This is a genomic window from Nocardia sp. NPDC050435, assembly GCF_040655395.1.
Lineage (GTDB): Bacteria > Actinomycetota > Actinomycetes > Mycobacteriales > Mycobacteriaceae > Nocardia.
Genome location: NZ_JBFAJW010000009.1, coordinates 417,319 through 443,044, shown reverse-complemented (window position 1 = coordinate 443,044; position 25,726 = coordinate 417,319). Strand labels below are relative to the sequence as shown.

Annotated in this window: 24 protein-coding genes; 12 read left to right on the top strand and 12 right to left on the bottom strand. The window is 70.4% G+C overall.

The genetic code is table 11. From position 1 onward, the window contains the following. Nucleotides 1-7 precede the first annotated feature (7 nt). Nucleotides 8-460, bottom strand: a complete 453-nt coding sequence (locus AB0I43_RS28025) for a DUF2752 domain-containing protein (protein ID WP_356974642.1) — start codon at nucleotides 458-460, stop codon at nucleotides 8-10. Between the two features lie 48 nt (nucleotides 461-508). Then, nucleotides 509-886, bottom strand: a complete 378-nt coding sequence (locus AB0I43_RS28020) for a glyoxalase superfamily protein (protein ID WP_356974644.1) — start codon at nucleotides 884-886, stop codon at nucleotides 509-511. Between the two features lie 188 nt (nucleotides 887-1,074). Here AB0I43_RS28020 and AB0I43_RS28015 point away from each other — a divergent pair, with 188 nt between their 5' ends. Then, the gene (locus AB0I43_RS28015; protein WP_356974646.1) at nucleotides 1,075-2,130 is read left to right on the top strand and encodes an alpha/beta hydrolase; all 1,056 of its coding nucleotides are present in this window, start codon (nucleotides 1,075-1,077) and stop codon (nucleotides 2,128-2,130) included. Nucleotides 2,131-2,232: 102 nt separating this feature from the next. On the opposite strand, the gene AB0I43_RS28010 is transcribed toward AB0I43_RS28015, so the two are convergent. From AB0I43_RS28010 to AB0I43_RS28000, 3 genes are all read right to left on the bottom strand, one after another. Further along, nucleotides 2,233-2,370: a hypothetical protein gene (locus AB0I43_RS28010; protein ID WP_356974648.1), complete on the bottom strand. Its 138-nt coding sequence runs from the start codon at nucleotides 2,368-2,370 to the stop codon at nucleotides 2,233-2,235. A gap of 81 nt (nucleotides 2,371-2,451) precedes the next feature. Then, nucleotides 2,452-2,919 (bottom strand): flavin reductase family protein, encoded by a 468-nt coding sequence (locus tag AB0I43_RS28005; protein WP_356975250.1) that lies wholly within the window; start codon nucleotides 2,917-2,919, stop codon nucleotides 2,452-2,454. Between the two features lie 204 nt (nucleotides 2,920-3,123). After that, the gene (locus AB0I43_RS28000) at nucleotides 3,124-3,450 is read right to left on the bottom strand and encodes a 2-oxo-4-hydroxy-4-carboxy-5-ureidoimidazoline decarboxylase (protein ID WP_356974650.1); all 327 of its coding nucleotides are present in this window, start codon (nucleotides 3,448-3,450) and stop codon (nucleotides 3,124-3,126) included. A 144-nt stretch (nucleotides 3,451-3,594) separates the two neighbouring features. Between AB0I43_RS28000 and AB0I43_RS27995 the strand changes: the two genes are divergently transcribed. The 5 genes from AB0I43_RS27995 to AB0I43_RS27975 all read left to right on the top strand — a co-directional run bounded on the left by AB0I43_RS27995 (nucleotide 3,595) and on the right by AB0I43_RS27975 (nucleotide 8,674). After that, nucleotides 3,595-4,416, top strand: coding sequence for a crotonase/enoyl-CoA hydratase family protein (locus AB0I43_RS27995; protein ID WP_356974652.1), 822 nt, complete (start codon nucleotides 3,595-3,597; stop codon nucleotides 4,414-4,416). A gap of 88 nt (nucleotides 4,417-4,504) precedes the next feature. Further along, entirely contained in the window at nucleotides 4,505-5,008 is a 504-nt protein-coding gene (locus AB0I43_RS27990) for a MarR family transcriptional regulator (RefSeq protein WP_356974654.1), read from the top strand. Next, entirely contained in the window at nucleotides 5,005-6,789 is a 1,785-nt protein-coding gene (locus AB0I43_RS27985) for an MDR family MFS transporter (RefSeq protein WP_356974656.1), read from the top strand. Before AB0I43_RS27990 ends, AB0I43_RS27985 begins: the two co-directional genes overlap by 4 nt. A 2-nt stretch (nucleotides 6,790-6,791) precedes the next feature. Beyond that, the gene (locus AB0I43_RS27980; protein ID WP_356974658.1) at nucleotides 6,792-8,033 is read left to right on the top strand and encodes a sensor domain-containing protein; all 1,242 of its coding nucleotides are present in this window, start codon (nucleotides 6,792-6,794) and stop codon (nucleotides 8,031-8,033) included. Next, nucleotides 8,021-8,674, top strand: coding sequence for a response regulator transcription factor (locus tag AB0I43_RS27975; protein ID WP_356974660.1), 654 nt, complete (start codon nucleotides 8,021-8,023; stop codon nucleotides 8,672-8,674). The genes AB0I43_RS27980 and AB0I43_RS27975 overlap by 13 nt, the downstream gene beginning before the upstream one ends. 21 nt (nucleotides 8,675-8,695) lie before the next feature. On the opposite strand, the gene AB0I43_RS27970 is transcribed toward AB0I43_RS27975, so the two are convergent. Then, the gene (locus tag AB0I43_RS27970; protein ID WP_356974662.1) at nucleotides 8,696-10,210 is read right to left on the bottom strand and encodes an alpha/beta fold hydrolase; all 1,515 of its coding nucleotides are present in this window, start codon (nucleotides 10,208-10,210) and stop codon (nucleotides 8,696-8,698) included. A gap of 230 nt (nucleotides 10,211-10,440) precedes the next feature. On the opposite strand from AB0I43_RS27970, the gene AB0I43_RS27965 reads away from it, so the two are divergent. After that, on the top strand, nucleotides 10,441-12,390 hold the full coding sequence (locus tag AB0I43_RS27965; RefSeq protein WP_357432846.1) for a CocE/NonD family hydrolase: 1,950 nt from the start codon (nucleotides 10,441-10,443) through the stop codon (nucleotides 12,388-12,390). Nucleotides 12,391-12,446: 56 nt separating this feature from the next. Here the strand turns inward: AB0I43_RS27965 and AB0I43_RS27960 are convergent, their stop codons facing one another. Beyond that, nucleotides 12,447-12,938: an inorganic diphosphatase gene (locus AB0I43_RS27960; RefSeq protein WP_356974664.1), complete on the bottom strand. Its 492-nt coding sequence runs from the start codon at nucleotides 12,936-12,938 to the stop codon at nucleotides 12,447-12,449. A 356-nt stretch (nucleotides 12,939-13,294) separates the two neighbouring features. Between AB0I43_RS27960 and dacB the strand changes: the two genes are divergently transcribed. The 4 genes from dacB to hpt are packed head-to-tail and all read left to right on the top strand — an operon-like array spanning nucleotide 13,295 to nucleotide 17,383. Next, nucleotides 13,295-14,635: a D-alanyl-D-alanine carboxypeptidase/D-alanyl-D-alanine-endopeptidase gene (dacB, locus tag AB0I43_RS27955; RefSeq protein WP_356975252.1), complete on the top strand. Its 1,341-nt coding sequence runs from the start codon at nucleotides 13,295-13,297 to the stop codon at nucleotides 14,633-14,635. A gap of 13 nt (nucleotides 14,636-14,648) precedes the next feature. Next, on the top strand, nucleotides 14,649-15,770 hold the full coding sequence (locus AB0I43_RS27950) for a zinc-dependent metalloprotease (RefSeq protein ID WP_356974665.1): 1,122 nt from the start codon (nucleotides 14,649-14,651) through the stop codon (nucleotides 15,768-15,770). A gap of 5 nt (nucleotides 15,771-15,775) precedes the next feature. After that, on the top strand, nucleotides 15,776-16,789 hold the full coding sequence (gene tilS / locus AB0I43_RS27945; RefSeq protein ID WP_356975254.1) for a tRNA lysidine(34) synthetase TilS: 1,014 nt from the start codon (nucleotides 15,776-15,778) through the stop codon (nucleotides 16,787-16,789). 36 nt (nucleotides 16,790-16,825) lie between these two features. Continuing rightward, entirely contained in the window at nucleotides 16,826-17,383 is a 558-nt protein-coding gene (gene hpt, locus AB0I43_RS27940; protein ID WP_356974667.1) for a hypoxanthine phosphoribosyltransferase, read from the top strand. Here the strand turns inward: hpt and AB0I43_RS27935 are convergent. Together AB0I43_RS27935 and AB0I43_RS27930 are read right to left on the bottom strand one after the other, a co-directional pair. Then, nucleotides 17,368-18,375: an AsnC family transcriptional regulator gene (locus tag AB0I43_RS27935; RefSeq protein ID WP_356974668.1), complete on the bottom strand. Its 1,008-nt coding sequence runs from the start codon at nucleotides 18,373-18,375 to the stop codon at nucleotides 17,368-17,370. The two genes, hpt and AB0I43_RS27935, sit on opposite strands and share 16 nt — an antisense overlap. An 89-nt stretch (nucleotides 18,376-18,464) precedes the next feature. Then, nucleotides 18,465-19,016, bottom strand: coding sequence for a DUF456 domain-containing protein (locus AB0I43_RS27930; RefSeq protein WP_356974670.1), 552 nt, complete (start codon nucleotides 19,014-19,016; stop codon nucleotides 18,465-18,467). 186 nt (nucleotides 19,017-19,202) lie between these two features. Between AB0I43_RS27930 and AB0I43_RS27925 the strand changes: the two genes are divergently transcribed. Beyond that, on the top strand, nucleotides 19,203-20,114 hold the full coding sequence (locus tag AB0I43_RS27925) for an EamA family transporter (RefSeq protein WP_356974671.1): 912 nt from the start codon (nucleotides 19,203-19,205) through the stop codon (nucleotides 20,112-20,114). A 1-nt stretch (nucleotide 20,115) separates the two neighbouring features. On the opposite strand, the gene AB0I43_RS27920 is transcribed toward AB0I43_RS27925, so the two are convergent. From AB0I43_RS27920 to AB0I43_RS27910, 3 genes are read right to left on the bottom strand one after another with little or no spacing between them, the layout of a single operon-like run. Then, nucleotides 20,116-20,823: a cyclase family protein gene (locus tag AB0I43_RS27920; RefSeq protein WP_356974672.1), complete on the bottom strand. Its 708-nt coding sequence runs from the start codon at nucleotides 20,821-20,823 to the stop codon at nucleotides 20,116-20,118. Then, nucleotides 20,820-23,009, bottom strand: a complete 2,190-nt coding sequence (locus AB0I43_RS27915; RefSeq protein ID WP_356974673.1) for a protein kinase — start codon at nucleotides 23,007-23,009, stop codon at nucleotides 20,820-20,822. The genes AB0I43_RS27920 and AB0I43_RS27915 overlap by 4 nt, the downstream gene beginning before the upstream one ends. Then, nucleotides 23,006-25,621 carry a serine/threonine-protein kinase gene (locus AB0I43_RS27910; protein ID WP_356974675.1) on the bottom strand — a complete coding sequence of 872 codons (2,616 nt, stop codon included), beginning with the start codon at nucleotides 25,619-25,621 and terminating at the stop codon, nucleotides 23,006-23,008. Before AB0I43_RS27910 ends, AB0I43_RS27915 begins: the two co-directional genes overlap by 4 nt. Between the last annotated feature and the right edge of the window lie 105 nt (nucleotides 25,622-25,726).

Sequence of the window (25,726 nt, the reverse complement as noted above, 5' to 3'; positions counted from 1 at the left end):
CCGGGAATCAGACCGGCGCGAGCCAGGTACCCCAGGGCGTGTTGCGCAGCACCGAGTAGATGACGATCACGATCAGCAGAACGACCAGCAGCGGCCGGTTGACCTGCGGCACCGTCATCCGCCGGCCCTGCCAGGCGCGCACCGTCCACAGGCCGACGAAGAACGCGAAGGTGGCCAGCAGCGGGATCGCGATCAGGTTGCTGTGCAGCGAATCGATGATCCGGCCGTCGGTGAGATTGTGGACCGCGCGCATTCCGCCGCAGCCGGGGCAGTAGATCCCGGACAGCGCGTAGAGGGGGCAGAAACCGTAGGACCCCTCGACGTGCGGATCCCGGAAGTGCAGCAGCGCAACGGCTCCGATGCCCGCGGCCGCGGTGAGCAGCGGCGCGCCCAGGGCGCGCCAGCCCGAATGCTTCGCCCGGAAAGCGGTTGGTCCGGAGGGGAGGTGCGTGCTGTCCACAATCAACCACGGTAGCCGCGTGCCGGCCGGGCCCGCCACGCGATCCGGCTAGCCGGGTTGCGCGAAGCGCAGCACGTTGCCGAACGGATCGCCCAGGTCGAAGCCGGGGCCGCCTGGGCCGTCCGCCGGGGCGCCGGGTTTGGCGTAGCGATAGTCCTTGGGCGCGAGTTCGGCATGGAAGGCGTGGATATCGTCGACGGCGATCCAAACCACCGAGCCGGGGGTGCCGTCGCCGTGGTGCTCGCTCAGGTGCAGCTCGGCGGCCGAGCGTGAGACCTGGGCGTAGAGCGGGAAGTTCGTGCCGAAGCGGTGCTCCCAATCCACGGTGAAGCCGAGGTAGTCGCGGTAGAACTCGTAGGCCTTGGGCACGTCGAAGATGCGCAGCACGGGAATCGGAGCAGCCAGGCCGATCTGCTGGGTTGCCATGCCGCGATCCTGCCACCACCCGCCGACAATGTTGGCCCACCGGCGATTTCGCAGGCGGAGGACAGTGTTGACCGGACCGATTTCCGGGTACTCCACCGGTTGAGCCAGGATTTCCGTCATCGGGTGCTTGCACTAGCTAGCACGCAGCTTGCACTGTACTGTGGCGGCAGACACAAAGGAGTGCTCGAATGCTGGTCACGTCGATGAAGACGCTGGCGGGGGTGCGTGCCGCCGAACCGCTGAATGCCGCTTACCGCGCCGCACTGCGGAACCGCACCTTCGAAACCGCCGCCTTCAACAAGCCCGCGGTCCCCGCCGAGGTCATCCCGGTCACCACCGTCGACGGCGTCCGGTTGCGCGTGCACGCCTACGGCCCCGCCGACGGCGAGGTGCTGGTGCTGGTGCACGGCTGGAGTTGCAGCATCGAGTACTGGAATCCGCAGATCAACGCCTTCGCCGACCGCTACCGCGTGATCTGCTACGACCAGCGCGGGCACGGCGAGAGCCAGTTCGGCCGCCGCACGCCCGGCGCCGACACCCTCGCCGACGACTTGGCCACCGTCCTGGACGCGACGCTGCCGCGCGGCCGCCGCGCCGTCCTGGTCGGGCACAGCATGGGCGGGTTCACCCTGCAGGCCTGGGCCGCGCGTTACCCGGAGCAGGTCACCCGCCGGGCCGCCGCCGTCGTGCTGCTGAACACCGCCGCCGCGGATCTGCGCGAGGAGATGGATCTGCTGCCGCTGCTGAACAAGCCGCTCGTGGTCGGCGGCCGCGCGATCAGCGTGCTCGGCGCGGGGGTGCGCATGCCGATCATCGTCGGCAAGACGGTGCTCTCCGCGCCGGTCCCGCTCACCGGAATGCCGCTGGTGCGCGCGATCTTCAAGGCTCGCGTGCTGACCAGCCGGGCCACCGCCGACGAGGTCGATTTCGGGCTCGCCATCGTGCGCGCCTGCCGGCCGCTAATCCGCGGTCTCTACGCCGCCGCGCTCGCCGAGATCGATCTGGGCGACTCCGCGAAGTACCTGACCGTGCCGACCACGGTCATCGCGGGCTCGGCGGATCGCCTGCTGCCCGAGCGGATGAACCGGCGCATCGTCGCCGCGCTGCGCGAGACGGGCAGCCTGGTCGGCTACCACGTCTGGCCCACCGGGCATCTCGGCAATATCGAGGCCGCCGAGCGCTTCAACGCCGAACTCCAGTCCGTGCTGGACGCCGCGAACCAGCAGGCCGCCGCGGCGGTCTGAAAACGTTTCTCCTGGGGCGGTCAACGGCGCCCGGCCCAGAGGTAACGCCACAGGAAAGCCCCGTAGCTCCCTCGTGGAGGTGCGGGGCTTTCCTTGCTGGGGTCAGGCCGAGACGATGCCGCTGTACTCGTTCCAGGAGCGGCCCTTGGACTTGCAGCCGAAGCTGCCGTGGAAACCGACCTCGCACCGGGCGCCGGCGAATTCGATGTAGGGCCCCCACGCGCCGTCGCCTTTCCGCACGTCGTAGATGTTCGGGTTGCCGCCGGGCAGGGTGCGCGAGCCCGGGCTGAAGCTCGGGTGCGAACGGAACGATCGGAGGGGTCAGTGATCCAGTTCGGTCGGCCGGTGATAGCGGCCGTTGTAGTAGAGAAGCGGTGCGGCGGCGGGCTTTTCGCCGGTCTCGTCGTGCACGCGGGTGACCAGGCCGACCACGAAGGTGTGATCGCCGATCTCGATCAGCTGGTGCACCGTGGCGCGCAGCCAGATCGGCGTCCCGTGCAGCACCGGCTCGCCGCTCTGCAAGGTGGTCCACAGCGAGTGATCGGCGAAGCGCTGGTCGGCGCTGCGGGAGAAGCGCTGCGCCAGGTGCTGCTGGTGCTCGCCCAGGAAATGTACGACCACCGAATCGGCGGCGCGCAATGCCTCGATGCTGGAGGAGGTGTGCGCGATGTTGAACGAGATCAGCGGCGGTTCCAGCGACAACGACGCGAACGAGGTGGCGGTGAACCCGACCGGGCCGGTGGGGGAGGCGAGCGTGACCACGGTGACGCCGGCCGGATAGTGGCGCATGGACGCGCGGTACAGCTCGGCGGTGATCCCGCTCAGGTCATCCGGGACAGCGATGCCGGTTTCGGGCGGTGGTGCTTCGGTCACACGTCGAACCTACGCCCAGGTTGTCCGGTTGCTCCGGGGCGTATCCGGTCGCGTCGCCTCGCGTGCGGTGCTGACCAGTGTTTTCCGCCGCGGGAGTGATTCGGTGCACGCCGAACAGAACTAGGTGCGGTACTCCGGGTAGCCCTCGGCGGGCCCGAGCATCTCGTCGAGCCGGTCCCGGGTGATCCGGGCCAGCTCGTCCACTGTCCGGGCGGCCGGCGTCTCGTGCACGACGGCATCGAGTGCACGGTCCAGGTCGGAGGCGGACAGCGCGAGCACCTCTTTGTCGGCCATGGCCAGCAGCGTGTCCCGGTCCTCGAACGGGCGGGCCTCGGCCAGGCGCGCGGCCCAGGTGACGTTGGCGCAGCACTCGTACAGCGCGTGCACGGCGCGACCGCGGGTCAGGGTGTTGAAGCGATCCAGCCCGATTCCCTGATGCATCAGCATGACGACCTCCGAACCCGATCTGCAGGTTTGCTGATTCCTCGAATGATCCCCGTGCGCGTCGGCTCCGGCCAGCCGTTCGGCAGCGATTTTGCGTAGGTTTTACACCGCTCGATCAGCGCAAGGGCTGCACGTTACGCTGTACAAATGACTGACTGGAAGGCATTCACCGTCGAGACCGAGGACCACGTCGCGCAGGTGACGCTGACCGGTCCCGGCAAGGGCAACGCCATGGGCCCGGATTTCTGGCGCGAACTCCCGCTCATCTTCGCCGAACTCGACGCCGATCCCGAGGTGCGCGCCATCGTGCTCACCGGCTCGGGCAAGCATTTCTCCTACGGCCTGGACCTGCCGGCCATGTCCGGCACCTTCGGCCCGCTGCTGGGGGAGCAGGCCCTGGCGGCCCCGCGTACCGATTTCCTCAAGGAAATCCGCCGCTTGCAGGCCTCGGTGACCGCGGTCGCCGAGTGCGGCAAGCCGGTGATCGCGGCGGTCTCGGGCTGGTGCATCGGCGGCGGCCTGGATCTCATTGCCGCCGTGGACATCCGCTACGCGAGCGCCGAGGCCAAGTTCAGCCTGCGCGAGGCGAAGGTCGCCATCGTCGCCGACGTCGGCTCGCTGCAGCGCCTGCCCGGCATCATCGGCGAAGGGCACCTGCGTGAGCTCGCCTACACCGGCAAGGACATCGATGCCGCCCGCGCCGAGAAGATCGGTCTGGTCAACGACGTCTTCGCGGACCAGCAGGCCGCGCTGGAGGCCGCGCGCGCGACCGCCCGCGAGATCGCGGCGAATCCGCCGCTGGTGGTGCAGGGTGTGAAGGACGTGCTGGATCAGCGCGACAAGTCCGCGGTGGCCGAGGGCCTGCGCTACGTGTCGGCCTGGAACGCGGCCTTCCTGCCGTCGGAGGATCTGACCGAGGCCATCCAGGCCGTGTTCCAGAAGCGGGATCCCCAGTTCAAGGGGCGGTAAAGCCCGAGTATCTGTTTGCCCTTTCTTTTCGTGCTGCGTACTACTTGTATCGAACAACTAATTGATTGATGCAAGTAAAGGTGATTCGGTGGACGCTGACGAGCACGTAGTCGACGCGATCGCGCTGCAGCTCACCCGGCTGCAGCGTCTCCGCGAACGCGCGGCGGTCCAGATCCGCACCACGGGCGGCGTCGATCCCGCCGCGTTCGCGATTCTGTTCCGGTTGCTGTGCGACGGGCCGATGCGCTCGGGCGCTCTGGCCGAGGTGCTGTATTCCGACGCCTCGACGATCAGCCGCCAGGTCGCGCACCTGGTGGAACGCCGGCTGGTGCGGCGCACCGCCGACCCGGCCGACGGACGAGCCTCGGTACTCGAGGTCACCGACCACGGCCGCGAGGTCGCCGAGGAGATCCGGCAGCGCCGCCGCGCCAACCTGACCCGGGTGATGGCCGAGTGGACGCCGGAGAACCGGCAGCTGTTCGCCGAGCTGCTACGGCAGTTCGTCGACGACTTCGATCGGGTCCGGCCCAGCATGGTCACCGCCGCGATCGCCGCGCACGCGAAAGACAGGGAAACGGAGCAGGTTTCTTGAGCACCACCACAGCGCCCGCGGCGACGCAGTCGGGCTTCAGCCACAGACAGATCCTGACGATCATGAGCGGCCTGATGCTCGGGATGCTGCTGGCCGCGCTCGACCAGACCATCGTCTCCACCGCCATCCGCACCATCGCCGACGATCTCGACGGCTATTCGATGCAGGCGTGGGCCACCACCGCCTACCTGATCACCGCCACCCTGGCGACGCCGCTCTACGGCAAGTTGTCGGACATGTTCGGCCGCAAGCCGTTCTTCATGGCCGCGATCGTGCTGTTCGTGCTCGGCTCGCTGCTGTGCACGCTGGCCCAATCGATGTATCAGCTGGCAGCGTTCCGCGCCTTCCAGGGCCTGGGCGCGGGCGGCCTGATGTCGCTGGCGCTGGCCATCCTCGGCGACATCGTCAGCCCGCGCGAACGCGCCCGCTACCAGGGCTACTTCCTCGCCGTTTTCGGCACCTCCAGCGTGATCGGCCCCGTGCTGGGCGGCGTGCTCGCCGGGCAGGAGACGCTGCTGGGCGTGGCCGGCTGGCGCTGGGTGTTCCTGGTGAACGTGCCGCTGGGCCTGGTCGCGCTGGCCGTGGTCTCGCGCGTGCTGAAGCTGCCCCGCAAGCCGCACTCGACCGACCGGGTCGACTGGTGGGGCGTGGTGGTGCTGGCCGTCGGCCTGGTGCCGCTGCTGATCGTGGCCGAGCAAGGGCGCGAATGGGGTTGGCGCAGCCCGGCCGCCCTCGCCTGCTACGTCATCGGCGTGCTCGGCATCCTCGGCTTCATCGTGGTGGAGAAGGGGCTGAAGGACACGGCGCTGATCCCGCTGCGGATCTTCGCCAACCGGACGTTCGCGCTCGGCGTGGTCATCTCGTTCGTGGTCGGCTCGGCCATGTTCGGCGGCATCTCGCTGCTGCCGCAGTACCTGCAGGTGGTCAAGGGCGCGAGCCCGACGCTGGCCGGTATGCAGATGCTGCCGATGGTGCTGGGCCTGATGACCGGTTCGGTGGTGTCGGGTCAGCTGATCTCGCGCACCGGGCGCTACCGCGTCTTCCCGATCATCGGCGCCGGCATGCTGACGCTGGGCCTGTTTCTACTGCACTTCCTGGACGCCGACAGCCCGCTGTGGCTCGCCATGATCTTCATGGCCTGCACCGGTTTCGGCCTCGGCAACCTGATGCAGCCGCTGACCCTGGCGCTGCAGAACGCGCTGCCGCCCAAGGACATGGGCGTGTCCACCGCGTCGGCGACCTTCTTCCGGCAGATCGGCGGCACGCTCGGCGTCGCGGTGTTCCTGTCCATCCTGTTCGCGCAGCTGACCCCGAACATCAGCGACCAGATGCGCGCCGCGGCCGCGGATCCGGCGTTCCAGCAGGCCGTCGTGGCCGGATTGAGCAGCGACAACCCGGCCGACGTCGCGCTGGCCCGAGGGCTGGCCGCGCAGGACACCTCGGCGGCGGCCGACGTGCTGAAGGACAGCTCGATCATCCAGCGGCTGAGCCCGGAGCTGGCCCGGCCGTTCCAGGTCGGCTTCGCCGACTCGATGTCCTCGGTGTTCCTCGCGGCGACCGGTCTGGCGCTGGTCGCGCTGGTGCTGGTGCTGTTCTGGAAGGAGGTGCCGCTGCGGACCGCGGGCGGCATCCAGGCCGCGGGCGCGAGCAAGCCGGACGAGTCGCCCTCGGTGCTGGAGACCGAAGCGGCGGTGGTCGATCGGACCGGGCTGCTGCTCGCGGGCGGCGAGGTGGCGCAACCGCCGACCGGGACCGCCGACCGGAATGGTGCTACACCGTAGGAATGCGCGACTACCTCCGAGACCGGCTGCGGCAGCTACCCGCCGCGGTCGGTTTCCTCGTGGTGGGCGCTGCCACCGGCCTGCTCGCGATGTTCGCCGTCGTCGGGCTGCTGTTCGTGGCCGGGCTGAGCCTGATCGGAGTCGGTGTGCCCGCGATACCGGAGACGGTCCGGTTGCTGCGCCCGTTCGTCGCCTTCGAACGCCGCCGGGCCGGGCGGCTACTCGGTGTTTCGATCGAGCCGGCCTACCGCCCGCTCACCGGCGACCTCGGGCAGCAGTTGCGGACCGTGTTCGCCGATCCGGCCAACCGGCGTGACCTCGGCTGGCTGCTGCTGCACGCGCTGACCGGCTCGGTGCTGGGCATCCTGGCGGTCTTCCTGCCGCTGAGCATGCTCAATCAGGCGCTGCTGCCCGCGTATTGGCGACTGCTGCCCGAGGGCGAGCCCGCCAGCAACTACGGCATCGACGTCGTCTCCTGGCCGACGGCGCTGCTGTCCGCGCTGGTGGCGCTGCCGCTGGCCGCGGTGGTGCTGCAGATCCCGGTGTTCGCCCGCGGCCAGGCGTTGCTCACCCGGGCCCTGCTCGGCCCCGCCGAAGGCGCGGTGCTGGCCGACCGGGTCGCCGAGCTGACCGCGACCCGTGCCGCCGCGCTGGACGCGCACGGCGCCGAACTGCGCCGCATCGAACGGGATCTGCACGACGGCGCGCAGGCCCGGATCGCGGCGGTGATCATGCAGCTGGGCCTGGCCGACCAGCTGCGCGCCCAGGATCCGGCCGCCGCCGACGCGCTGGTCCGCACAGCGCAGGACACCGCTACCGCGGCCCTGGCCGAACTGCGCGACGTGGTGCGCAGCGTCTACCCGCCGGTGCTCGCCGATCGCGGTCTGGTCAGCGCGATCTCGGCGCTCGCGGCGCGCAGCCCGATACCGTGCGTGCTGGATCTGACCGGTGTCGGCCGCCGGCCCGCCGCCGTGGAGGCCGCCGCCTACTTCGTCATCACCGAGGCGCTCACCAACGCGACCAAGCACAGTGCCGCACAGGGCATTTCGATCACCCTGGGCGGCGCGCCGGAACTGCTGCGCGTCGAGATCACCGACGACGGCGTGGGCGGCGCGCACGAGACCGCGGACGGCGGGCTGGCGGGCATCCGCCGCCGGGCCGAGGCGCTGGACGGCCGGATGACGCTCACCAGTCCCGCGGGTGGGCCTACTGTGTTGCGGGTGGAGTTGCCGTGCGGGTCATGATCGCCGAGGACGACGCCCTGCTGCGCGAGGGGCTGGTCCTGTTGCTGAGCACGGCCGGCATCGAGGTGGTCGCGGCTGTGGACAACGCCGCGGATTTCCTGGCCGCGGTGACCGCCGACCGGCCCGACGCCGTCGTGGTCGATGTCCGGCTCCCGCCCACCTTCACCGACGACGGGCTGCGCGCCGCCGTGCGCGCCCGCGGTATTCATCCCGGGCTGCCGGTGCTGGTGCTCTCCTCCTACGTGGAGGACAGTTACGCCGCCGAGTTACTGGGTGACGGGGCGGGCGGCGTCGGCTATCTGCTCAAGGAACGCGTCGGCAAGGTCGATCGGTTCCTGGATTCGCTGCGCCGGGTGGCGGCCGGTGGGACGGCCATGGACCCGGAGGTGATCGCGCAGCTGCTGGTGCGGCGCCGGGCCGACGATCCGCTGGCCGAGCTGACCGGCCGGGAACGTGAGGTGCTGGGGTTGATGGCCGAGGGCCTCGACAACGCCACGATCGCCGGCCGGCTCGTGGTGACCGAAGGCGCCGTGCTCAAACACATTCGGAGCATCTTCGCCAAGCTGGGCCTGGCCGCCGACGAGGTCGGCCATCGGCGGGTGCTGGCGGTGCTGGCCTACCTGAACGCCGGAACCCGCTGAGGGTTCCGGCGTCCGGGGACTTCAGTCGGCGCGGCAGGTGTAGTCCGCCGCGGGCAGTGCGCCGTCGTCGAAGTAGTCGTTGATCGCGCCGGCGACGCAGACGCTCGGATAGCGCTCGAAGATGGCGTGGATCGGCACGTCCTGCAAGGTGACCATCCGGGAGCCGGTGAGCGCCTCGCGCATCGCCTGCGCGGCGCCGTAGGTGGTGCGGGTGTCGCCGGTGGACTGCACGATCAGTGCGGGCGCCGCGTTGCCGACGACCGTGGCCGGCTCGGCCGGCGGGGCCCAGAAGGCGCACGGCGAGATGTTGTTGGCGAACGCGCCGAACACCGGCTGGCTCGGGCGCGCGGCTTCGATATTGCGCCAGTACCAGTTCGGATCCCGGGGCACGTCGACGTCCGCGCACATGATCGTCATCTGCGCCGAGTTGTCGTGTGGCCGGGCGTCGAGCGTCAGGGCGAAGATCACGTCGAGCTCGGGGCCGGGTTCCACCGGCTTGCCGTCGGCGGCGTCGGCGAGTTGCCGGATCTGGGTGGCGAGCAGCGCGTAGTTGCGGGGATCGTCGAGCGCGACATAGGGGACCAGCGGCAGCGTGTGGTCGTCGACCCGGTACTTGCCGACCGGGATCGGGTCCCGGCCCGCTCGCTCGATCAGGCCCAGCAGCGTGGCCCGGACCTGCTCCCGCGTTGCGCCCAGGCGGAATTCGCCGTCGCGGGCCGCCGTCCAGTCGGCCCACAGATCCAGCGCCGCCTCGTTGGCCGGGCCCATCGGCCGCAGCATTTCGGCCGGTCCGTAGCGGAGCGGGTCGACCGCGCTGTCCAGCACGAACCGGTCCGCCCGTTCCGGGAACATCTGCAGGAAAACCGCGCCCAGGTAGGTGCCGTAGGAGGCGCCGTAGTAGCTGATCCGGTCGGCGCCGAGCAGACCGCGGATCAGGTCCATGTCGCGCGCGGTGTTGCGGGTGCTGTACTGCGGCAGGTCCGCCCCGTAGACGGCGGCGCACCGCGCGGCCAATTCGGATTGTCTGGCAACGGATTCCGCGAACGAGCCGGCGTCGACGCCCGCCGACTCCAGGCCGAAGCCGCGCTGCCACCCGCAGTTCAGTGGCGTGGACCGGCCGACGCCGCGCGGGTCCATGCCGATCAGGTCGTAGGCGGCCCGGCCCTGCGGCGTCAGCGCTTTGCCGATGTCGATCATGTAGTCGAGTCCCGGTCCGCCCGGTCCGCCGGAGTTCGACATCATGATTCCGCGCCGCTGGCCGGGATCGGCCGCCGGAATCCGGGAGATCGCGACGGTGAGGGTGCGGCCCGCGGGATCCGCGTAGTTCAGCGGCACCGTGACGTCCGCGCAGCGCGCGCCCGCCGGATCCAGGCGCGGATCGTCGCACGATTTCCAGTGCAGCTCTTGCTGTTCGAAGCGCGCCATCGGGTTCGCCGGGGCGGCGGTGGTCGTGGCGCACCCGGCCAGGACGCCGGCGACGGCGACCAGGACCGCGGCCGTGCGTTGCTTGTGTGTGCTCCACCGATTGCCGGTCATGCGTTCCTCCCGTTCCGGGCCGGGCGAGAACTCGCCTCGGTCCAGCTCGAGCCTAGGAATCCGGGCCCGCCGCGCCCATGGCGTGCGCGACCGGATTCCGGGTCGCGGGCGGGGGAGTGGTCACGGTAGCGCCGGCACTACCGTGTCGAGGATTCCCAGGTCGCCCCCGGCTCGGTATTCTGTCTGGGACGGCTTCGGGCAGTGGGGCTCGACCGGGTAGGGAGTGGGCAATGGCGCCGTCTGGAAGATCTCCGTCACCGCTGCCGCACGAGCGGACCGGCCTGCCGCCGAACGCGCGGTTCCCGATCGGGCCGCGGCGCTACCGCCGCGTCCACGTCGATCGTGGTGTGGCCATCCGGATGTCGGACGGGACGATCCTGTCCGCGGACATCACCCGCCCCGCGCACCGGCGCGGTGCGCCGGTCATCGAACCGCTGCCCGCGATCATCACCCTGACCCCCTACAACAAGACCTTGCTGACCAGGGCCGACCCGCTGATCGATCTGGTGGGCATGGCCGCGCCGCTGGTCGATCGGCTGGTGCCGCCGTCGGTCGGCGGGCGGGCCGGCGGCCGGGAACTGGTGCGCGCGCTCAGCGGCGGCACCCTGGACACGGTGCGCGCCAGCCGGACCCTGATCTCGCGCGGCTATGTGCACGTCAACGTGGACGTGCGCGGCACCGGCACCTCCACCGGCCGGATGCAGATCATGTCCGACCGCGAGCAGCGCGACGCGCTCGAGGTGCTGGCCTGGGTGCGCGAACAACCCTGGTGCGACGGCGATCTCGGCATGACCGGCATCTCCTACCTGGCCATCTCGGCGCTGCAGGCGGCTGGGAAGCGCCCGCCGGGCCTGAAAGCCGTGTTCGCCCTGGTGGGTTCGGAGGACCCGAACAAGGACCTGACGCTGACCGGCGGCGTGCAGTCGGTGTTCACGCCATTCTGGCTGCTCGCGGTCAACGGCCTGAAATGGCTGCCGTCCGCGCCGGGGCTGATCAAGACCGGGGCCGCGCCGCGCTACCTCTACGACCGGATCACCAGCCCCGTCACCAAACTCGGCTCGGTGCTCGGCGTGCTGCTCGACGACCAGCACCCGGAGCACTTCATCCAGCCCGACGCCGAATCCCGGCGCGCCCGCATCGAGGACATCACCGCCGCCACCTGGATCCACGGCGGCTGGCACGACGTCTTCGATCGCTCGCCCACCCGCCTGTTCGGCCGGCTCGCGCTCGACGGCGGGCGCAAACAGGTGCTGGTGGACGACGGCTTCCACCTCAACCCGGGCTCCGGTTTCGGCGCGCCGGGCAACCCGCAGCGCCTGGATCAGCTGCAGTGCGCGTTCTTCGATCGCTGGATCAGAGGCATCGACAACGGGATCGACGAGTACGGCCCGGTGACCGTGCGTCAGCTCGGCACCGGCGGCTGGGTGTCGCGGCGTGAGTTCCCGCATCCCGGGGCCCGGGTGCACCGCTGGTATCTGTCGGCCGAAGCCACCGGCACCGCCGCGCACGCCGCCGCCGACGGCACGCTCGGCGACGTGATCGACACGGCGACAACGGCTTTGGCGCTGCCCAGGCACCGGCTGCCGCTGCCCTCGCAGAGCGGCTCGCTGATGCTGATGGGCCTGACCACCCTGCTCGGCGCCAGCTGGACCTCCGACGACCGGGCCGCGCAGGTGCCCGCCGTGGTGTTCACCAGCGCTCCGCTGGGCGCCGACACGCTGCTCTCCGGCGCGCTGAACCTGCACCTGCGGGTCGTCGCGACCGGCGCCGACGCGTTCTGGGCGGTCACCGTCTGCGACGTCGCGCCGAGCGGCGCGGCGGCCGTCCTCACCCGGGGTGCGCTGCTGTCGAGCCGGCGGGCGCTGGACGAGGAGATCAGCCTGCACGTCGACGGCGAGCTGATCGCGGCCGAGCATCCGCTGACGGCGGCGTCGGTGCTGGCGGTGGAACCCGGTGTGCCGCACGAACTCGACATCGACATCAACGCGACCGAGGCGGTGCTGCGCGCCGGGCACCGGCTGCGGGTGGCGATCACCCGGACCAGCTGGCCGCGGCACTTCCTGACCCCGGCGGTGTCGCGCAAGATCAAGGATCAGTCGATCGTGCTCGATCCGCGGCACCCGAGCTGGCTGTCGTTCCTGGCCGTGGAACACGGTGTGCCGCAGTCGGTTGCGGGGTAGGCGGGCCCCGGAACCAGAAAAGCGGGAAGTCCCAAGGACTTCCCGCTTCTCGTTCCTCAGTGCCCGCCGTTCTCCTGCAGGCGCTTGAAGGAAGCCTCCACCTCGGCCTCGGCCTCGGCGCGACCGACCCACTCCGAGCCCTTGACGAACTTGCCGGGCTCCAGATCCTTGTAACGCTCGAAGAAATGCTTGATGTCGGCCAGCGCGTCGGCGGGGACATCGGCCAGATCCTGGATGTGATCCCAGCGGTGGTCGCCCGCGGGCACGCACAGCACCTTGGCGTCGCCGCCGGCCTCGTCCTCCATCTTGTACATGGCGACGGGGCGGGCCTCGACGATCACGCCCGGGAACACCGAGGCGGGCAGCAGGACCAGCGCGTCCAGCGGATCGCCGTCCTCACCGAGGGTGTTCTCGATGAAGCCGTAGTCGGCCGGGTAGACCATCGAGGTGTAGAGGTAGCGGTCGAGCCGGACGCGTCCGGTCTCGTGATCGACCTCGTACTTGTTGCGGGAACCCTTGGGGATCTCGATGGTGACGTCGAATTCCACGCCATCTCCTTCTTGCTGCGGTGTCTGATTGTGCATGCTCGGGGGCCCTACATGGTTACACGATGCTGCCGCCTCCGGGCCTGACCTCGCATGCACGTGGTTGTCTCGAGCGGCACGACTGCCGACTCGCCAGGTGTTCGGGGGAACGCCAGCGGTACGAGGATAGTGTGGGCGGTGGGGTTGCAGGACAGGTGCACGGGGAGTGCGCTTCGGCGAAGCCAGGGAGACGGCGGCACGTGGTAAGTGGCAACTACAGCAATGGCCCGATCGCGCCCACTCGACGGCGCAAAACGTGGATCCCGATCGTGCTCGTGCTCGGCGTGCTACTCGCGGCGGTCGGGTCGGGCCTCTACGTTCTGCGGCCGTGGACGCCGGAGTTCCGGCACGGTGGCCTGACCATCGCGGAACCGCCGGCGCCGGTGAAGCCCGCGCCCCAGGTGCTGCCCGCGCCGCCGAACGCGCCCGCGCCCACCCCGGCCGGGCTGGCGGCGGCGCTCGCGCCGGTCGTCGGCAATCCCGACCTGGGCGCCTTCTCCGGCGTCGTCAGCGACGCGGACAGCGGAAACACGCTGTGGAGCCAGGGCGCGGACCAGGCGATGATCCCGTCCTCCACCGCGAAGATCCTGCTCTCGGCGGCCGCGCTGCTGGCGCTGCCCGCCGATTCCCGGGTGACCACCAAGGTGGTCACGGGGACGGCTCCCAACGAGCTGGTCCTGGTCGGCGGCGGCGATCCGACGCTGACCGCGCAACCCGACGGCAAGGGCTACTACCCGGACGCGCCGCGCCTGTCCGACCTGGTCGAACAGATCCGCAAATCCGGCCGCAAGGCCGACACGATCGTCGTGGACGTGTCCGCCTACGCCGGGCCGACCATGGCGCAGGGCTGGGAGAACAGCGATATCCCGGGCGGTTCCATCGCGCCGATCGAATCGGTGATGATCGACGGCGGCCGGCTGGATCCGCTGGTCGAGTACTCGCCGCGCACCCCGACGCCGGCGCTGGCCGCCGGGCAGGCGCTGGCCGCCGGCCTCGGGCTGGACCCGGCGAAGGTCCGTCTCGGCGTCGCCGCACCGACCGCGCCCGAGGTGGCGAGCGTGAAGTCCGCGCCGCTCAAGGAGCGGCTGCACCAGCTGATGCTGCACTCGGACAACGTGCTCGCCGAGACCGTCGGGCGCGAGATCGCCAAGGCCACCGGCCGGGAAGCCTCCTTCGCCGGCGCGGTCGCCGGGCTGAGCGCCACCCTGACCAAGGCGGGCTTCGACCTGACCGGCACGGTCCTGCACGACGCGAGCGGGCTGTCCACCGACGACCGGGTGTCCCCGCGCCTGCTGGACAAGATCCTGGCCACCGCGGCCCGCCCCACCGGCGACCAGCTGGTCAAGCCGACGGGCACCAAGGCCGTGCCCGAAAACAGCCAGCTCGCCGCCACTTTGGCCCCGATGCTGGACGACCTGCCGATCGCCGGCGCGACGGGGTCGCTGGCCCCGCGCTACGTCAGCCAGAATCACGCGGCCGCGGGGTGGGTGCGGGCCAAGACCGGAACTCTGTCGGTGGCGAGCACGTTGGTCGGTTATGTGCTCGACCGTGACGGCCGGGTGCTGACCTTCGCATTGATGTCGAACGATCGCCCGCCCGAGGTGAGCAGGCCCGCCCTGGACGCGATCGCCGGCACACTGCGCAACTGTGGATGCTCGTGACGGGTGGTTGACCATGTTCGAGACAGGCTCGGCCGAAGGCGCCGATAAAGCGATCGATACTGCCGGCCCGAGTTCGTCGGAGGACAAGCGGCGACGCTCCCCGTTGTCCGGTGCGATCGATTGGAAGCTGGCCGCCCGCACCGGCGCCGCGCTGGTGCCCGCGGGCCCGCGCACCTCGCGCGGTTCGGCCGAGCAGGTGGTGCGTGAGCTCGCCGCCGCGTCGGTGCGCGCCGAGGGCCCGGTGCGCGAGGTCAGTCGCCTGCTCGACGACCGCCCGGTGCCCGCCGCCCGCGTCGTGGACCGGCCCGGCTGGATCGCCGCCGCCGCCGAATCGATGTCCGCCCTCACCGGCCCGGAGGGCGCCGACCAGGATCGCGGCCTGCTCGGCGGCAAGCCCGCGGGCGTGCAGGCCGGCGCCATGCTCGCCTTCCTCTCGACCGCGATTCTCGGCCAATACGATCCGTTCACCGGCCCCGACGGCACGCTGCTGCTGGTCGCCCCCAACATCATGGGAGTCGAACGCGCGCTGGGTGTTTCGCCCGCCGACTTCCGGCTCTGGGTGTGCCTGCACGAGGTGACGCACCGCGTGCAGTTCTCCTCGGCCCCCTGGCTGGCCGATTACATGCGCCACAACGTCGAGATCCTCGGCCAGGTCGGCGACGAGCCGATGGCCGAGATGCTCGGCCGGCTGGTCGAGGAGCTGCGCGAGCGCCGCCGCTCCGGCACCGACGATCCGGCCACCCGCGGCGTGGTCGGGCTGCTGCGCGCCACCCAGCCGCCGGAGCAGCGCGAGGCGCTGGACCGGCTGCTCATGCTCGGCACGCTGCTCGAGGGCCACGCCGATCACGTGATGGACGCCGTCGGCCCCGCGGTGGTGCCGACGGTCGGCCAGATCCGGGCCGCCTTCGACCGGCGCCGCACCCGGCCCAGCAATCCGGTGCAGCGGCTGCTGCGCGCGTTGCTCGGCGTCGACGCCAAGGTGGCGCAGTACGTGCGCGGCAAGGCGTTCGTCGACCACGTCGTCGGCCGGGTCGGAGTGGAGCGGTTCAACACCGTCTGGACCGACGCCGAGACCTTGCCCCGCCCAGCCGAAATCGAGGATCCGGATCTGTGGATCACCCGGGTCCTGGGTTAGCGGCTATCCGCCGATTGCCGGAAACCGCCGCGGTACTGGAGCTCCGGCGGGCCGTGCGCTCCTGGCTGCGGGCTTACGCGCCGGGGCGGGCGGTCGCGGTGGCGCTGTCCGGCGGCGCGGATTCGCTCGCGCTGACCGCCGCCGCGGTGCTCGAGGCGGACGCGGTGCACGCGCTCGTCGTCGATCACCGGCTGCAAGCGGGTTCCGCGCGGGTCGCCGCCGACGCGGCGGCCACCGCGCTGCGCCTGGGCTGCCGCTCGGCGCGCGTGCTCGAGGTCGAGGTCGGCGCCCGGGGCGGGCTGGAGGCGGCCGCCCGGCAGGCGCGCTACGCGGCGCTGGACGCGGCTCGCGGCGGGCTGCCGGTGCTGCTCGGCCACACCCTCGACGATCAGGCCGAGACGGTGCTGCTCGGCCTGGCGCGCGGCTCGGGTGGGCGCTCGATCCAGGGCATGGCGCCGTTCGCCGACCCCTGGGGCCGCCCGCTGCTCGGCCTGCGCCGCGCGACGACGCGGCAGTGCTGTGCCGACGCCAATCTCACCCCGCACGAGGATCCGCACAATGCCGCACCCGAGTTCACCCGGGTGCGGCTGCGCGCGGAGGCGCTGCCCTTGCTCGAGGACGTGCTCGGCGGCGGCGTCGCGGCCGCGCTGGCCCGCACGGCCGAGCAGTTGCGCGAGGACGGCGCCGTGCTCGACGCGCTAGCCGCGGAGTTGCTGAGCGCCGCGCGCGGCCCCGGCTCCGAGCCTGTGACCTCGACCGATGAGGACAGCCTCGCCACCGAGATCCTCGCCACTGCGCCCGCCGCGCTGCGCCGCCGCGCGATCCGCGCGTGGCTGCTGGACGGCGGTGCGAAAGCCCTGACCGACAAGCATTTACGCGCGGTGGACGCGCTGGTCACGGACTGGCGCGGGCAGGGCGGGGTGGCCGTGGGCGGCGGTAGCCCGGACACGAGGTTGGTTGCCGGGCGGGAACATGGCAGGCTGACCATGCGCAGGCGATCACCGATGTCTGAGCAGTGACTGGGTATCGAACATTCACGGAAGGGAACCACTTACGTGTACGGGGATGACATCGCGTCGGTGCTGATCACCGAGGAGCAAATCGCCGAGAAGACCCAGGAGCTGGCGGAGATCATCGCCAAGCGCTATCCGCCGGATGCCGCCGAGGGCGATCTGCTGCTGGTCGGCGTGCTCAAGGGCGCGATCTTCTTCATGACCGATCTGGCCAAGGCGCTACCGATCCCGACGCAGCTGGAATTCATGGCGGTGTCCTCCTACGGTTCCTCCACCTCCTCCTCGGGCGTGGTCCGCATCATGAAAGACCTGGACAAGGACATCGCCGGCCGCAACGTCCTGATCGTCGAGGACATCATCGATTCCGGCCTCACCCTGTCCTGGCTGATGCGCAACCTGAAGACCCGCAACCCGGCCTCACTCGAAGTGGTCACCCTGCTGCGCAAGCCCGACGCCCTCAAGACCCCGGTCGAGGTCGCCAACGTCGGTTTCGACATCCCCAACGAATTCGTCGTCGGCTACGGCCTCGATTACGCCGAGCGCTACCGCGACCTGCCCTACATCGGCACCCTGCACCCGCGCGTCTACGGCGGCGAGTAGCCCGGCGCGCCTCGGCTCAGCTTCACGACGCGGAGCAGCGGCGCGCTCTCGATCTGGGTGAGGCCGGAGACGGCCGCGAGCGCCCCGGTCAGATAGCGATAGAGCGCCTGCTCATCGGCGACCAGGGCCGAGGCGTAGAGGTTGGTGGGCCCGGTGGTGGCGGAGGCCCCGGTGATCTCGGGGTGCGCGGCCAGCTCGGCGCCGGCCGCCTCGAGCCGCGTCGGTGAGACCGAAAGCCACAGGGCCGCACGGGTGTTCAAGCCGAACATGCGCCAATCCAGTTCGAGCCCGAACCGGAGCACGCGGTCGGCGCGCAAGCGTGCGATACGGCGGCGCACCGTGCTGGCCGACCAGCCGGTGTCCGCGGCCAGCGAGTCGGCGTCGCGTCGCGCGTCGACGGCCAGCGCATCGAGTAGGCACTGGTCGTCGGCGGTCAGGACGACCGGCGCGACGCCTTCGGTACCGAGTGTCGTTCCGTCGGCTGTGGTGTCCGGTTCGGCGCGCAGGGCCGCGACCTGCGCGGCGGTCAGCGGCCCGTGCTTGGCCATGAAGGTGATCGGCTCCGAGGCGAATCCGTGCAGGAGCCGCTGTGCGGTCACGGCTTCGACGCCGGCGGTGGCGCGGATCCGGCCGAGCAGATCCGCGGTGTCGGCGTCCTCGAAATTTTGTGCCACGCCGACCAGATCGGCGCCGCCCGAGGTGAGGGCGATATAGGAGCTGTCCGCGCGCCGAGCCAGCGCCGTGGCCACCGATTCGGCGGACGCCGGGCTACAGCGAATCCGTAGCATCCAGGCTGATTGCCCGGTGGTGAAGATCGAGCAGTCGGCGATGACGCGGATCGCCCCCAGGGTCCGCAAGCGTGAATAGCGCCGTGCGATGGTCTTGTCCGAGACGCCGAGCACGTCCGCTACCAAGCTGAACGGCACACGCCCGTCGATCTGGAGCGCGTGCGCCAGCTGGCGATCCACCTCGTCGTAGCGGTCGGAAGGCATCGCTGGGCAGTATACGAAGCCGGCGCGCCGAAGACTGCCAGACGGAGCCGGGCGAACGCAGAGCGTCCGCCCGGCCATTCCGTCGTCGCTCAGGGCGAGACCCACCCGATGCCCGCGCCGATCAGCGCACCCAGCAGCGCACCCGGGATCTCCCCGAACAGCGGCAGGATGAAGAAGCCGATCAACCCGCCGACCGCCGCGCCGATGAGCGCGCCGACCGCGGCGTTGTACTGATGCCGGGACAGATCCTGGGCGTAGTCCACGAAGTGCACCGGCAGTTCGCCGCGCTTCTGCTCGTCGATGGGCAGGCCGACCGGCGTCAGAGTGAGCCGGCTGCCGTCCTGCTCGATGGCCGGCGTCAGGTCGAAGACCCGACCGTCGACCTGGTACCGCAGCGGGAACGAATCGACCACCGCCCCTTGCTGATCCAGCACGTCGATCCAGCCGCCCCGCGGATCAGCGGCGAAGGTGCCGCCGTTCAAGTCCGTGGCGACCCCGGTCGCGTCCGGGGTCGGCCCGGCCACCGCGGAGATCGCGCCGAACGTGCCCGACAGGGTGGGTGCTTGCGCGTGTACGGTGCCGCTACCGAGGACGACGGCGGCGAGGGCGACCGAGATCGTCGAAACGAGTCCGAGCTTCATGGCTGAACCTCCGGTGTCGTGGCGGCCGCGTAGGTGCGGCCGCGCTTCCGTCAGCGTCGGTCCGCTCCGCCGCCGCCGCCCGTGCCCGCCGGACCATTGCGCGGATCCGACATTCCGGCCCGTGTCGTGCCGGAATTCGTCGTCGCCGGATGTGCGAGCCTGCGCGCCGGGCGGGATAGTGGGCGGATGTCCTCCACGATGTCTGTCCGGCGTTCCGACCAGCTCCGGATTCCCGGCTGGACGGTGCCGCTGATCTTCGTGGTGGGCGCTGTGTCGCAGTACGTGGGCGCCGCGCTCGGGGTCTTCCTGTTCGACACCACCGAGCCCGCGACGGTGGCGTGGTTGCGCGCGACCGCGGCCGCGGCGGTGCTGCTGGCTTGGCGGCGGCCGTGGCGCAATCGGTGGACGCGGCGAACGTTGCTGATCGCGGCGGGCTTCGGTGTGGTCACCGTGTTGATGAATGTGGTGTTCTACGAGGCCATCGCGCGGATTCCGCTGGGGACGGCGGTGGCGATCGAATTCCTCGGCCCCGTGGCGGTGGCGACGCTCGGCTCGCGCCGCACGCGGGACGTGCTCGCGGTGCTGCTGGTGGCCGCCGGGGTGTTCCTGCTGGCGGGGGTGCGCATCGATGTGGCGCCGGTCGGGGTCGGGTTCGCGCTGGCCGCCGCGGCCGCGTGGGCGGGCTACATCCTGCTCGGCAAGCGGGTCGCGGACGCGGGGGAGGGGCTGGATTCGCTGGCCGTCGGCATGGCCGCGGCCGCGGTCGTCCTGGCCCCGTTCGTGCTGATTCCGCAACTGACCATCGACGCAACGGTTTTCGCCGATCCGCGCACCTGGCTGTTCGGTCTCGGCGTGGGCGTGCTGTCCAGCGCCGTACCGTACGCGCTCGATCAGGTGGTGCTCGCGCGGGTGGGCCGGGCCCGCTTCGCCCTGCTGCTCGCACTGCTGCCCGCGACGGCGGCGATCGTCGGTGCCGTGCTGCTCACCCAGCGCCCGGAGACGGCCGAGATCGCCGGAATCCTGCTGGTCATGGTGGCGCTGCTGATCAACGCCGCGCCGGCGCGGCGCCCCGCGCCGGAACCGCCCGCGCCGCTCTAGCTCAGGGCAGAAAAGCGAAAATGGTTGCGGGCGAGCCCGATCCACCCCGATAGAGCGGGCCGCCCACCAGGACCCAAGCCCCGGTGGCGGGCAGCTCGGCCAGGTTGGCCAGGCATTCCAGGCTGATGCGATGGTCCTGATACAGCAGTTTCGACACCGCGTAGGTGTCGTCGGTGCCCAGATCCGGCCCGAACGTATCGATCCCGAGCGCGCCGCGCCGCCCCAACCGCCCGGTCCGCAACAGCCACTCCGCCGTCTGCACCGCGAAACCCGGCTGATGATAAGCGGATTCGCCCTCGCCGATGAACTCCGGCGTGCCCCACAGCGCGTCCCAGCCGGTCCAGGCGATGATCGCCGAGCCACCCGGAATCCGGCCGTGCCGCGACTCCCACTGCTTCACATCGTCCACCCCGATCGCGTAATCGCGATTCCCCCGGCACCGCTCGCGCACATCGATCTTGACCGCGGGCAACATCAGATCGGCCAGGTCGAGCTGATCGGCCGCCAGCCCGTCCGCCCGGAAATGAATCGGCGCACCCCAGTGCGTCCCCGTATGTTCCCCCTGATGCACCTGCCGCAGGTAGTAACCGTCGTTCGCGATCGTGGCCGCGATATCGATCCGGAATTCCGGATCGCCGGGAAACAGCGGCGTGGTCGCCGGATCGTGCACATGCGACAGACTCACCGGCCGCCCGAACGGCGGGTTCACGCGACAGCCTCCGGCGCCAGCACCCGCTCCAGTGCCCGCAGGTCCTTCTCCAGTGCCATGAACAGAACATAGACGCCGAGGAAGGCGACGACGCTGCCAATCGCCAGGAACCTCAGCACCACAATGATTTCGGCGAGATCTGCGGGGACCAGCAGGGTCGCCGTGGCGACCGAGAGCAACGGGATGGCCGCGGCGCCGATCAGCCAGGCGCCGCATCGACGCCGCAGCCGGCGCAGCAGCACCGCGTCCCGCGCGCTGGTCTCCCCGTGACTCAGGAAGATCGGATAGATACACCGGATCAGGTAGAAGTTCATCAGCAGGAACGGATACACCAGGGCGATCGCGCCGCAGATCGCGTGCGACACGAAATAGTGCACGTAGTCGTATCCGGAGATGTCGACGTCGATCCCGGCCATTCCCACCGGGAAGGTGAGACCGGAGAACAGCCACATCGAAAAGATGATCACGACCGCACGATCACCGAGCCGGATCGAATCGACGCGCGTACGGTGCAATCGCTCCGGTGAGTAACGCACCCCGCGGCGCAGTCCGTGCGGCACCAGGACCAGATAGCGTCCGAAATAGAACAGCAGCAGGGTGCCGAGGGTGAAGTCGGCGATGTTGGCGACCGCGGTCACGAGATCGATGTGATCACGGGCTTCCTGGGTCATCCGGTCGGTGATCAGCTTGCGATTGTGCTCGATGTTGTAGACCGAGGCGAGCGCGTTCGGCACCGCGATGGCCAGGGCGATCACCAGAATGCGCCAGCGCCGCAGCCGTCGCCGCCAGCTGTGCGGCGGCGGGTCGACCAGTTCGCGAGCGTGCCGGTCCAAACACAGTTCCAGTTGCTGGGCCAGTACCGCCGCACTGCTCCAGCGCCGTTCGGGGTCCGGTTCCAGACAGGTCAGCAGTACCCGCCGGAGCGCACCGGGGCATTCCGGCGGCAGGCGCTCCAGCGCCACACGCGGTACGCCCGCCCTGCGGCTCGCCGGCGCGGCGCCGGGGCGATCACCCTCGTCGGAGTCTTCGAAAGGCGTTGTCCCGGTCAGCATTTCCCACAGCAGAATGCCCAGGGAGTAGACCTCACTGCGCCGATCCGGCGCGGGCGCCTCGGGATCGAGCGCCGACGCGAGACTCTCGGGCGAAAGGTACGCGGCGCCGGTCGCATACGGCTCGCCGGCTGCAGCGCTCGCCGGAGCGAAGTCCGCCAGTTTCGGTATGCCCTCGGCTGTGAAGAGGACGTTGCGAGGCTCGAGTGCGTGGTGCCGCACGTCGCGGCGTTCGGCGTAATCGAGGGCGTCGGCAAGGCCCCGCCCTATCCACGTCACCGCTTCCGGCCAGGTCATCCCCGCGATCTCGGCGCGCACCCGCGAATCCGTCGGCGGGATATCACCTTTGGCGTCCATCGCGGCGTCCACCGCCCGCAGGAGCGTCCGGCCGTCGGCGGACGCGCCGGCCGCCCGGCGTTGCCGCAGTAGTTCCGCGCCGTTGCCGCCCGGAAGGTACTGCATGTACACCAGGCGGCCGAACTCGGCGCCGTCCGCGAACAGCACCATCCGCTGATCGAAAACGCGCACGATGTGGGGATGATCGAGGCGCGCCATCGCGTGCGGCTCATCGACCCCGCCCAGCGACAGCCGCACCGCGACCTGGCGTTGCATGGAGCGCTGGCGCGCCAGGAAGACCCGGTTCGCCGCGGGATCGTGGTCGCCGGAGCCGAGTTCGGTCAACAGATCGAAGTCATCGATCCGCTCGCCGGGCGACACCTGCGCCAGCGCCCGGTCGGTCCGGAGCGCATTCGCTTCGAGCCCCTCGGCTCCGGTGGCGGCCAGATGCGCGCGAATCGGATCCGCCATGTCCGGGTATTCGGCGAGAAAGTCCTCCAGTAGCAGCGGCCCGACGCGGCGCCGGGCCACGAACTCCTCGCGCAGCAGATCCACGACCTCGGGACTCTGCCCGACCTCGGGGAACTCCCGGCTGTACTCGGCGATGCGCTTGCCGAGCCCGGGCCGCTCCCAGCGGTGACGGAGATCGATACGCACGAGCGCCGCGAGCACACCCAGGCGTGCCGCCGATTCGTCGGGCACGTAGGCGGCCAGCCGTGGCGGGTCGATCCGGTCCTCGGACAGCGTGCGCCGCCAGTCGGTGGTGAACCGTGCGACGCTTTCGCCCAGACGCACGGTCACCGGGGCGGCTCCGCCACCGTGGTCGCCGCTTCCGCCGGCTCGACGGGCAGCGGCCGCAGCGGTTCCGGGCCCACGATTCTCACCGGCGCGGCATCCTCGACGAGACTCGGCGCCACCACCCGTTCCAGCGCCTGCAGATCCGCTTCCAAGGCCCGGAAAAGCAAGTAGGAGCCGACAAACGCGACGATGGCGCCCGCGCACAGCACCCGGACCGCCACGATCACCAGCGGGATGTCGGCCGGCGGCAGGAAAGTCACCCCGGCGACCGCGAGCAGCGGCACCGAGGCCGCGATCGCCAGGTAGCGGCTGCAGCGCCGGTCCAGCCCGCGCAGCCGGACGGCGTCTTCGGCGCTGATCTCCCCGTGCCGCAGGAACACCGGGTACACGCAGCGGACGATGTAGAACGTCGCCAGGAAGAACGGATACGACGCGGCGATGGCGCCGCAGACCAGGATCGATGCGAGGAAGTGCACCACGGATTTCGCGGTGATCTCGCCGGTCGCCAGTTGCAGTGCGACCGGGAAGGTGATGCCGGAGATCACCCAGAGCGAGAAGGGAATGGCCACCGCCCGTTCCCCGAGTAGCAGGGCGTCGGCTCGTGCCTGCTGCAAGGTTTTCGCGTCGTATTGCTTGCCGTGTCGTAGTCCGCGCGGCACGGTGAGGAGCAACCGCGACAGGTACACCACGAACAGGAAACCCAGCGGAAAGAAGATCGAATTCACAGCGCCGGTGACGATCAGGAACGTGCGCTGGGCCTCCTCGGTCATCCGCGCCACGATCAAGGTCTGGTTGTGCTGGATGTTGTACAGCGACGCGAGCACATTGGGGAGCCCCAGGGAGATGAGCATCACCGGCATGATCCACGGCCGTAATCGCAACCTCCAACTCCCCGGCTTCGGATCGACCAACTCCCGGGCCCGCGGATCCAGGCACAGGTCGAACTGCTTGGCCAGCACCTCTCCGCTGGACCACCGCTTGTCCCGTTCCGGCTCCAGGCAGGTCAGCAGGACGCGGCAGAGGGCGGCGGGGCTGTCGGGTGGGATGCGTTGCAGGGCGGCGGCTTCCACGCCCGCGCCGCGGCGCTCCAGCATGGCGTCCAGGGTGGTGTCGTCACCGTGGGCGTCGGCGCCGGCGGTGATGTCGTCGAACGGTTTGGCGCCGGTGAGCAGTTCCCACAGCACGACGCCCAGGGAGTAGATGTCGGCGCGGGTGTCCAGGTCGGCGGCGGAGCGGCCCTTACCGGGGTGACAGGCCTCGAGTTGCTCGGGCGACATGTACGCCAGCGAGCCGCCGAAATACGCGACGGGGCTGGTGCCCTCCACGTTCCGGCTGAAACTGATGTTGAAGTCGGCCAGTTTCGGCACCGCCTCGGCGGTGAGCAGCACGTTGGCCGGTTTCACGTCGCGGTGCAGCACGCCGTGCTCGGAGGCGTAGTGCAGCGCCTCGGCCAGCCGGCGGCCGAGCCAGGCGACGGTTTCCGGCCAGGTGAGCGCGGCGATCTCGGCGCGCACGCTCGAATCCGTCGGGCGGATCTCGCCTTTCTCCTCCATGGCGGCGTCCACCGCGTCCAGCAGCAGCCGGCCGCTGCGCTCGGCGGGCGGGGTGGCACGCACCCAGCGCAGCACGCCCAGCAGGGTGCCGCCCGGCAGGAATTGCATGTACAGCAACCGCAGTCGCCGCGCCGCGCCGTCGCTTCCGGAATCCAGCAATCGCTGGTCGAAGACGCGCACGATGTAGTCATGGTCGAGCTGGGCCAGCGTCTGCGGTTCGGTGCCGTGGTCGGCGGAGATCTTCACCGCCACCAGGCGCTGCATGGAACGCTGCCGGGCCAGGAACACGCGGGCGAAGGCACCGCTGCCGAGTCCGGTGAGCAGGTCGAAATCGTCGATCTGCTGGCCGATTTCGATGCGTTCGAGGGGTTCGATCTCCGAGCGCAGCACCCCGGTCGAGGTGTCGAACGCGGTGGCGCTGAAATCCGGTGCCGCGGCGGCGGTGCCGTCCACGGCCGCGGTGGCGGTGGCGTCGTAGGCGCCGGTCTCCTCGAGCGGCGCGGCGCGGGTCGCCTGACTCGGCTCGTCTTCCGGAGCAGAGCGCCGGGTGCTCTGGTCCACGTCATCGGAATTGAGCAGTTCGCGCAACTCCACGGCCTGGTCGGGATATTCGCGCAGACAATCGCGCGGGTCCACCCGCTCGCCGCTGTGGCGGCGCACCACGAATTCTTCGTACACCAAACCGGCGGGCAGCTCGCGCGGCTCGAGTTCCGGGAATTCACCGCAGTATTCGGTGAGTCGTTTAGGCCGGCGCGCGGGATCGGTGACACCCGCGCGGCGCAGCCAGCGATGCCGGAGATCAACGCGAATGAGTTCGATCAAGGCTTCCCGGCGCAGTGTTCGCGCGTCGGGCAGGAAGGCCGCGATCTGCGGCAATTCGGGGCTGGATTGGCCGGCCGCGACGGCCCGGGCGGTCGCTTCCCACGCCGCGGAGAACGCTTCCACCGCACCGAAGTCCGGCCCGCCCGGGCTCCGGCCGGAGCCGTTGTGCGCGGTGACCGCGGCGCCGAACTGTTCGGAACCGGTGTCGGGACTGGAATTTCTGTCGGACTCGGCACTCATTCCCATGACCTAGTGGCTCGGCGGATGCTGACAGTGTCCGCTCTGTCGGTCGGAGGGGTGTGGTGGAGAAAAATCTCCGCCACACCCGACGCCATCATCCCCCGA